This window comes from Edaphobacter aggregans DSM 19364 (assembly GCF_000745965.1).
Lineage (GTDB): Bacteria > Acidobacteriota > Terriglobia > Terriglobales > Acidobacteriaceae > Edaphobacter > Edaphobacter aggregans.
In genome coordinates, this window is record NZ_JQKI01000175.1 from 1 (window position 1) to 9593 (window position 9593).

Annotated in this window: 5 protein-coding genes; all 5 read right to left on the minus strand. The window is 56.4% G+C overall.

The window, feature by feature from the left end:
• Positions 1–9: 9 nt before the first annotated feature.
• Positions 10–2736 (minus strand): protein kinase domain-containing protein, encoded by a 2727-nt coding sequence (locus Q363_RS28225; RefSeq protein ID WP_157467740.1) that lies wholly within the window; start codon positions 2734–2736, stop codon positions 10–12.
• Between the two features lie 748 nt (positions 2737–3484).
• Positions 3485–4303, minus strand: coding sequence for an alpha/beta fold hydrolase (locus tag Q363_RS28235; protein WP_035357325.1), 819 nt, complete (start codon positions 4301–4303; stop codon positions 3485–3487).
• A gap of 318 nt (positions 4304–4621) precedes the next feature.
• A complete protein-coding gene (locus tag Q363_RS28240; RefSeq protein ID WP_245632529.1) occupies positions 4622–5857 on the minus strand; it encodes an Hsp70 family protein in 1236 nt (411 codons plus the stop codon).
• 655 nt (positions 5858–6512) lie between these two features.
• Complete coding sequence (locus Q363_RS28245) at positions 6513–8399, minus strand: glycosyltransferase family 39 protein (protein WP_169747166.1); 1887 nt, start codon at positions 8397–8399, stop codon at positions 6513–6515.
• A 379-nt stretch (positions 8400–8778) separates the two neighbouring features.
• A partial coding sequence (locus tag Q363_RS28250) for an N-acetylglucosamine-6-phosphate deacetylase (RefSeq protein ID WP_051979455.1) occupies positions 8779–9593 on the minus strand: 815 nt, incomplete at its 5' end.

Below are 9593 nucleotides of genomic sequence, written 5' to 3' on the forward strand. Positions count from 1 at the left end.
AGGTTCTATTCAGTTAGGAAAATGCATCTTCTGGAGAAAGGCCTGGACACGTGGATCCGAGTGGAGAGATGTCAGAAAGACATTGGAACGAAGGTCAACCAGGCGCGGCGAATGCTGCTCGTAGGCTTTTTCAAGCGCTTCGATTGCCTTTTCCTTTTCTCCTAGCCGGTTATACATTTTCGCAAGGGCTACAGGGGGTAAAGGGCCCTTGCTCGCTTCCTGCTGGCGGAGGACCTCCCGAAGATACCCTTTGAGCCCGCCTGCGGCGGCGGCGCGGCGCAGCGGTTCCAGCTCTTTATCTGTAGCTCCACGTGCGATCCGAGCCTTGAAATATGCGTCCAAGGCCTCTTTTTCTTTCCCGTGGCTTTCATAGAGCTCACCGAGGCGCAAATAGGCCAAGTTACAACAAGGAGGATTGAGAACCATGTTTCTTTGAAACTGCTCAAGAGCTTCGTCATATCGGTTGGCGGAGATGAGGATATCCAGCATCGTGTCGTTGACCTGCGAATTCGTGGGATCAACCCGCAATGAGCGACGGACCTCGCCAATAGCCGCATCCCAGCGGCCCATCAATCTTAGAAACTCTCCGTATTCATTCCCTGCGCTAGGATCGAGTTCGTCAGCGCGACGCAATTCTGCTTCTGCTGCAGTCCAATTCCACTCTCGATAGAGATGGCAGAGAGCCATTGCAATGTGGGCATCCCCAAGGTTGGGGTCCAGCTCAAGGGCTTTCTTGGCTGCGGCCAATCCCCGATCGGTGAAAGGCTTTTCCTGAAAGTAAGAAGTGAAATCATAGCCCACTGCCAATTCTGCATATGCCTGGGCAAAGCTTGGATCTTTCTTGATGGCGCGTTCAATGTAAGGAATCGCCCTGTCTGCACCCTCATTAGCGCCAACATGCATTGCGATGAGGAAGTCGTTGTATGCCTCCGGGTCAATCTTCCGGGTGGGATGCAGGCGGACCTTCTCTTCGCTGCTGAGCTGTACATTCAGTTCATCGGCAACCGTTCGCGCGACATCGCTCTGCAGTAAGAGCACGTCGCTCAGATCGCGCTGAAACGAGCGCGACCATACGTGCGAATCGGTTCTGGTGTCGATCAATTGCGCCGTGATGCTCACACGGTTTCCAGCCCGCAGCACGGTTCCTTCGATCACCCACTCTACACCCAGGTCGCGCGCAATCTGGCGCATAGGCTCCTTCGTTCCTTTGTAGCGCATCGCAGACGTGCGTGAGATGACCCGCAGACTGCGAATCTGGGCCAGCGCGGTAATCAGCTGCTCCGTCATTCCATCGGCGAAGTACTCCTGCTCGGAATCGCCGGAGAGGTTCTCCAGGGGAAGGACTGCGAGGGAGTGTATTTCAACTGGGGGATGGTGGAGGGCATAGTTCCGCCAGAAAGCGCCGATACCGACCAGCAATATCACTACTGCGGTCAGGGCAATCCACACTGAACGTCTCTGCCACCACGTTTTCGGGACGCTTGGCACAACACTCTCGGCCCCGGCCTCTCGCGGTCCGCCTAATGAAGCTTCTAGCTGGAACACGTCTGTGACGTTGGCAATGAAGCGGTAGCCGCGCTTTGAGACGGTCTCGATGTACTGGCTTTGGTCCTGCGCGGACGAGTCGTCGAGGGCTTTGCGGAGTTGCAGCACCGCCAGCGCATCTCGAACACTCGCAAACCGGCGCTTGGAATCAGGCTCAACGCAGCCCCGGATGAAGGTCTTCCACTCCGCCGGAAGTTTATCGAACGCAACATCCGATCCCGTCTCGAGTTCGTTACCCGGAGTGAAGCGGGGCACGTGACCAATCAGCATCTGGTAGGCGACTACGCCAATCGCAAAGACATCGGTCGAGGTCGACGGTTGCTCTCCGCGAAAGAGTTCCGGAGCCATATACGCTGGTGTGCCGGCGAACCCTATGGTCGAGACCATCGACGCTCCCGCCTGGTAGGCGTGCGCCAGGCCGAAGTCCATTAGGCAGACGCGCACCTCAACTCCGTAACCATCCAGCATGATGTTGCCGGCCTTGATGTCTCGATGCAGAATGCCTGCGTCGTGCACCGCTGCCAGCGCGTCGCCCACCTGTCGAATGATGGCCGTGGTCTCCGGTAGATCGAGCGGCCCCTGCTTTGCGATCCGGCTCGCGAGGGTCTCCCCGCTGAGCAACTTCATCGTCAGAAATGTAATGGACCGCCCGCGCTCTTCGGTCTGATAGATGTCGTAGAGCGGACACAGGTTCGGGTGCACGACCTCGCGCGCATGCAGAATCTCGCGCTCAAAGCGCTTCTGCATCGCCGGGTCTTCCTCCGACTGCGACAGAAGAGTTTTCAGGCCGACATGCACACCCTGCAGCCGGCGGTCCTCCACCTCGTACACTTCGCCCATACCACCCCGGGCGATGTAACGCACAATCACAAAGCGGTCGTTAAGGACGTCCCCTACCTTCCATCGCGGCCCGGTTGCTCCGCGCGCTATGGCGTCCTCGCAAGGCGCAAACTGCGCCGTTCGGGCCTCGAACAGCGGCTGCTCCAGGAAGCTTCCCATCCGTTCTTCCCGGTCGAGCATCTCGCGGACAATGGGTTCAAGGTCGGGAGAGTCGCGGCAGGCCCGCTTGAGGAATACGGTCCTCTCCTCCGGCGCCAGCTCCAATGCTGCCGCGAACAACTGTTCGACGGTTTCGCGCTCTCGTCGCGATGCCGGCTCCTTCAATCGCTCCTTCGGATCTAAGTAATCCAAGGCAACCTCCGCGGACCGCGGTCAGGAACGGAGACGACAGGGGGATCGGCCAGGGATGCAGCGAAATCCCTTTATTTTGATACAGCATCATAACGCAGCGAGAATGTCGAGCGGAGAAAAGAATGAAGGCGGCGTCCTGGAGGCGCGGCCGCTCGCTCTCGCGAAGGATCCGATCAAGCCGCTTATCACACAGAAGGTGAGAGAGATCAGATCGCCAACATCATCTGTCAGGCTGTACATAAAGGATCAAAGCCACAGAACATTGGCGGCGGTTTCGTATACCAACTGGGTAATGTCGATTTGGATAAGTTCCAATATGTCGGCGTAAACCTAGCACCGAGATCCTATGACAAGGAAGACCATAAGCTTCGTATGATTGCTGGACTTGGATGTAACTTCAACAAACAATGTCCTTCAGCTCATTGGCATGGCATGGCATGTCCGTGTTCTTGTTGGTGCTCAATAGAAATGACAGGGTGCACAGCAACCGCAGCTTACTCGAAAGAGCGCCCTTTTATAATGCGTGGGAAGCGCGTAGCGGTTTCCACTTCTCCATGCCCCTTGCTGGTTGCAATCAGCCACGTTCCCGGAGCTGGATAGAGGAGCCAAAGTAGACCGGCGAATGTCGATTTGGCCACCGAGCCCTGCACATCGAAAAGGAAGACTGATTTCGCGGTGGCCTTGGCCAGAGCGCCGCTTGAACGGCGCTCTGTGGCGGAGTAAAGGAGTCCTCGGCCAGGTTTTGGTTTCAGGACTGAAGAAAAGAGAGCAGGTCGCCGTTGATTTGGTCCGCAAGAGTCGTACACATGCCGTGCGAGCCTCCCGGAATTATCTTTAGCGTCGAGTTCCTAACAAGTTTTGCGGACAAGAGTGCCGAATCAGCTATTGGCACAATTTGGTCTGCGTCCCCGTGCAGGATCAGCGTTGGCACGTCGATCTTTTTGAGGTCTTCGGTAAAGTCTGTCTCCGAGAACGCTTTGATGCACTCGTAGGCTCCCACGATCGAGGTTTGCATTCCTTGTCGCCAGAACGCTTCTTGCACTCCCTGGGAGACCTTTGCATTAGGCTTGTTGTAACCATAAAAGGGAATGCTCAGATCCTTAAAGAACTGTGAACGGTCTGCAACAACACTGGCACGGATCTGATCGAAGACGGACATGGGAAGACCGCCAGGGTTATTTTCGGTCTTGAGCATGATAGGTGGTACCGCGCCAATAAGTACAGCCTTGGCCACTCGCTTCGAGCCGTGTCGTCCGATATAGCGTGCTACTTCGCCTCCTCCAGTGGAGTGACCGACAAGAGTGACGTTTTTGAGATCGAGTGCTTCGATAAGCGCAAGATCATCAGCGTAGGTGTCCATGTCATTCCCGTTCCATGGCTGGCTGGATCGGCCATGGCCACGCCGATCATGCGCGATGACGCGATATCCGTGCTGGCCCACGAACAGCATTTGTGCATCCCAAGCATCTGCATTCAACGGCCAGCCGTGCGAAAACACCACCGGCTGCCCGGTGCCCCAGTCTTTGAAATAGATTGTGGTGCCGTCCTTGGTCGTAATGGTATTCATCTGACGTTCTCCGTGGTTGTTCTGACGTGAACTGGGCGCATTTGCAGGTTCGGGTGAGGCTGCCGAAGCAGACGTTGACAATCCCATCAAGGCCATGGCTGCGGTGCCCCCGATGAGCATTTTGCGGCGCAGTGGATCGATGGGGCTTTGGTGTGTTCCTTCAGTTTCAGTCCCCACGCTGTTTTCGTGTTCCGTCTCCATAACCTTCCTATTTCGTATCCTTCGCTTGCCATCCTCTGGATGCAGCGAGGGTATGTCGTCTTTAGTGATTTCAGTAACTCTCATTCCGAGCTTAATTGCATCTCCGTGCGCTGCCTATTACAGGTTTGTACTACTCGCTAGCGGTGTCCCTGCCGGACAGGACACATTCATCAGCACCTCCTCCGCGCGGAGCGCAAGACCGTGTGCGACCGAGGTGAATTCACCGCCGCTTCGAATACGATCCTCCCCAAAACGAGTCGCGAACATGCGGCGGACCGCCGGCACGAAGGAACTTCCACCGGTGAGAAAAACGCGGTCCACTTCGCGCGAACCGACGCCCGAAGACTCGAGGAGGGAGTCGATGCAACGCTCAATGGCGCGCAACTCATCCGCAATCCAGGCTTCAAACTCGCTACGCGTGACAGAAATGTGCAGGTTCAAACTGCCATCGCGAAAGCAGAATTCCGCGGATGGGTAGCGCGATAGTTCGCATTTCACTCGCTGGACCGCCTGGTGAAGTTGGTAGCCAAGGTCGTCCTCGATGAGGGCGATGAGAGCTTCGATTTTTTCCGGCTCAAGAGCCCGCATACGGGCACTCTTCAATATCTCCATTACACTACGAGTACGCAGGAAGGAAAGGTAATGCCAGCGTTCGAGGTTGGCATAAATCCACGCCGGAACGGCGGGCAAAATCTTGTTCAGCGAGCGTGCATGGGAGTCCGCTCCAAGCGCGGGGGAGACGAGTTTACGAACGATCCGCGCATCGAAGGCGTCGCCGGCAAGTCCCACGCCGCTGTTGCCAAGCAGGTCCTGCGGAGTGCGTCCGCGCCGACGCACCCCCGGACCCACCTGAAGCAGAGAGAAATCGCTGGTCCCTCCGCCGAAGTCGCCGATGAGGATTAGCTCATCGTGGTCGAGTGTAGATTCGTAAGAGTATGCGGCGGCGACGGGCTCCATTTCAAAATCGACACTTTCAAATCCGGCAATCGTAAAGGCATCGCGCAGCCGCGCGACGGCATAAGCGTCGTCCTCCTCTGTCTCTGCCCCGACAAAGCGCACTGGACGTCCCACCAAGGCGTGGCGGATGGGCGTACCGAATTGCCGTTCCGCATGCCCGCGTAGATCAGAAAGTATGCGGGAGACCAAGTCCTCGAGCATGTAGCGGCGGCCGAAGACTTCCGTTCCGGTGAGCGTACGACTCGGGAGATATGACTTGAGCGACTGGATGAGGCGGCCCTTCTCCTCAGCCTCAAGATAACGTTCGATGGCGGTCGGTCCAGTGCTCGAGTGCGTTCTCGGCGCCCCTTCCGCCTTTCTCACCTGTTCCAGGTAGAGAACCGATCGGAAAGACAAAGTGTTCCCACCGCTGGTGGGAAACGAGGCGAATTGTACCTGCGAATCACCCGTCGCGAGCGCTATGGAGCTATTAGTGGTGCCAAAGTCTATCCCGACAGCAGGTCTATTTTGCGTCTTCTGCATTCAGTCCATTATTTCGCAGCCGCGTACAGATTGCAGCCAAACCTCGTCGCTACGTGGGTCATGCTGCGCGTTCTGGGCTGTATGCAAGTAATCTGAAGTCTCTTCGTGACTTCAAGTTTGATTGGACGCGCAGCGGTCCTAACCGAAACAGTGTGTGCTCATCCAGCGCTCAAGCATAAGCCGAATGAGTACGGGATTGTGCACGAAGCCGAAGAGTAAAACGGGAGTGGAGTGACTGAGTGCCGCCAGGCGCGTGATGACTGATGTGCTGCCGTTCTTCCAGCAGCATCTCACGTTCTGAGATGGGACTGCTTCCTCACTAGTTCGATAGGTAACGACAAACGCCGCAGCATTCCGCGATGCGACACTTCCAGATTATTGGCCCCTAGCCGACTTGTGGGTCCTAATCCAGCGAGATTTCTTCTCCGATACCGACCATGAGGGACGGATGACTTCGTCGAATACGAGCGCGTTCTCCTAGCTCGAAACCACTGGGGCGCGCGTGATGCTAGCTCGCGCAGCGTTTCTCCTACATATTGTTAAGAGCCTTCATGGCATTGTCACGATCCACACGGAAACCTGCGTGGTCTTTAGTGAGTTCCAGCACCCTCTGAAAGTGCAGTTTCGCCTCTGCAGGACGATGCAATTGCATCAAGACCGTACCATAGAGATTCTCATAAGCTGGCCGGTTTATAGTCGGTACGTTTCCCTCGGCGGCGGCAAATTCCACAGCCGCGTGTTCCGGATCGTGTGCGAAGAACATCATCCAAATACCCCGATTCATTCGCCGCACGGCGGCGAGCGTATGCAAATCGAAAGTTCCGTGGTAAACCAGAACGCTGCCGTTAGCAAACGTTTCATCGGGCTTACGTCTTAGGAGCGAAAGGTAAGCATCTGTCCAGAACACCGCAGTCGGCTGCAGGATAATCCTGCCGCTAAAGCTCTCTGGTAACAGGGGAGGTATGCCCTGACTGCCGAATAAATCCTGCGGTGTGCTTGGCAAGCTGAGGCACGGTGGATTAGATCGATGTGGAGCAAACCACGCTATCGCGCAGTTGCCCGGATGCGAACGGACATAGTTGTCGATTGCGGCGTCCGACTGGCCCCAGTCCAGATTCGAATCATCAAGGTATCTATAGAGATGCGTTGGACCGCCGGCCAGCTCATTCGCGTAGGAGAGCTGCTGCGGGGCGGAGTGTAGCGACGACAGCACGTGAAATCCAACCAGCGCAATGCCAATGGCAGCGGCTACACGCGACCGGCTCAACAACGCCACACATCCCGCCGCGGCGAGCAGCACCAGCACTGGATAGATGGGGAGAGCGTGGCGAACTCCCATGTTCACTCGACCTGCCATCACCGTTGCCAAACAAGCCAAGGCGGAGATAACCAGCGTCAGCATCGCCAATCGATTGCTGCGCCACAGCAGCCGGCTCGTTACGGCTATAAGAGCCAGCACGAGCACAGGAATTGTGAGCTTGATGAGAAGAGCGACCGGATAGTAATACCAGACTCCTTCCGGATACACATCGCCGAAAAAATACGCTGCGCTCGCGTCGAACGTCTTCAACGTGGCAAGCCCTGCGATGTAAGCTTCCGGCAGCAGATGATGATTCGCCAGGAACCAGCTCAACTTCGGCCAGAACGAGTCTGCCAGACCTGCTGACACGAAGATCTGGGTAAAATCGTAGCTTGCTTTTGTTGCATGTGGCAGAGCCGTATACCGAAACCCGTATGAGGCCCAGATCACAGCCCATGCCACGACACAGGCGCTGATCCACCCTCCGCACCGGGACAGCAGCTCGCGCCACGCGAATCCGCCGCGCAACTGCGGCAATAAGATGACGATCAGGGCCACCCACGGGATACTGAGTGCCAGGAATTTAGAATCGAGCGCCAGGCCCATTGCGAGCCCAAGGAATAGCACGCGCAGAGGCGTCGGCTTGATAGCAAATTCGTATGCAGCCCAAATCGCAGCCAACATGCACGTGGCAAATGCGACATCATTGGTCGCCAGCGATCCATGGGCGATCAGAGTCGGCTCAAACGCCAGTAGAATCGCCGCGACCGTCGCCACGCGATAACCGAAAAAGGACACGGCAGAAAAAAAGGTAAGGGCAAGCAACGCAAGCGCGAATAAGGCCATTGCTGCACGCGCCTTCCAAAGAAGGGCAGGCCCGCTTGGTGACATCAGCCATCCGATTGCCACCCCATAATCGGGACCACGCGACGGCGTCACTTGCGATCCGCAAGGACCCGCAAAACCGCCGAGCTCCCAATGCCGCACGGGAAAAGCCGCAACAAGCTTCGCAAGGGGCGGATTCTCAGGACTCACCCCGTAATCGCCGCATTGCCAGTAGCGGTAACCCGATTCCACGTGGACCAGCTCATCAATCGTCGCCGAGTTGGATGACATGAACCAGAAATGCAGAATTAGAACTACGACGGCGCAGAGGAGTAGAACGCAGTACGCTACATTTCGTTCGCACCAGAAAGATTCGCCGGCTGAACGGTCCATGCCCATATGCGTCGAACCTGCCATTCTAGTCGTGGCCGCGGCCGCATCGAATGAAATGCCGTGTCAAGTAGGAAAACAAATGGCGTTCGTTCCCTAAATCAACGACGCCGTGGAAATTTACGACCTGTGATCAGTTTAGTCCTGGGAAACGCCGCAGCATCGGGGAATGCCGGATTGACCTTTGCTCCCGGATTCCCGACGCAAAAGCCGACTTCTAAGGACTCATGCGATCATTTGCAACGTTGCCCGACAGAAATGAATTCATTTGATTGAAGTGTCATGCGACCAACGATCCGCGGATAAAGCACTCTCGTCTAATTCCATCTGCATCGTAGACGTTAAAATCCGCAAGAGCGCCTGGTGCGAGAAGCTCTGGAAGGCCAAGCATTTTTGAGGGGTTTATGGACGCCAACCGAACAGCTGAATGCAACTCCGCACGAGCAGTCTTCCTAAGGTTGGCTACGGCTCGGTCGAGAGTGATTACGCTGCCGGCCAGCACTCCCGTATCTGTTCGACATACGTCTCCCTCGACATGCACGACAGTTTCACCTGTCATGTATTTACCGTTCGGCCTGCCGGCAGCCGATAGGCAGTCCGTGATCAATATTGCACGCTCTGGCCCCTTCGCCTTTAACCATAAGCGCACCGCCTCCGGAGCAACGTGATAGCCATCGCAGATCAGATCTGCATACAGATCTTCCTGATCGAGAGCAACTCCGAGGATGCCGGGCTCGCGATGATTAAATGCGCGCAGTGCATTAAACGTGTGTGTCGCAGAGACAATGCCGCTCTTTATGCCTGCGATCGCCTCCGCCTGCGTAGCCATCGAATGTCCCATCGAGGAACGGATACCCAGAGCCGTTGCATGTTTGATTGTCTCAAGAGCCCCGGGCAACTCAGGTGCAATCGTCATCAGCCGAATGTTGCCGCGTGCAGCCTCCCAAAGCCGGTTCAGAAGCTCCGGCGAAGGCAGTAGCAGATGCTCCGCGGAATGCATGCCACGCTTGGCATGCGAAAGGAAGGGGCCCTCTATGTGGATGCCAGCCGCTTGTGATGTTCCTGCGAGTGGATCCGCATCGATGTAATCCGCCA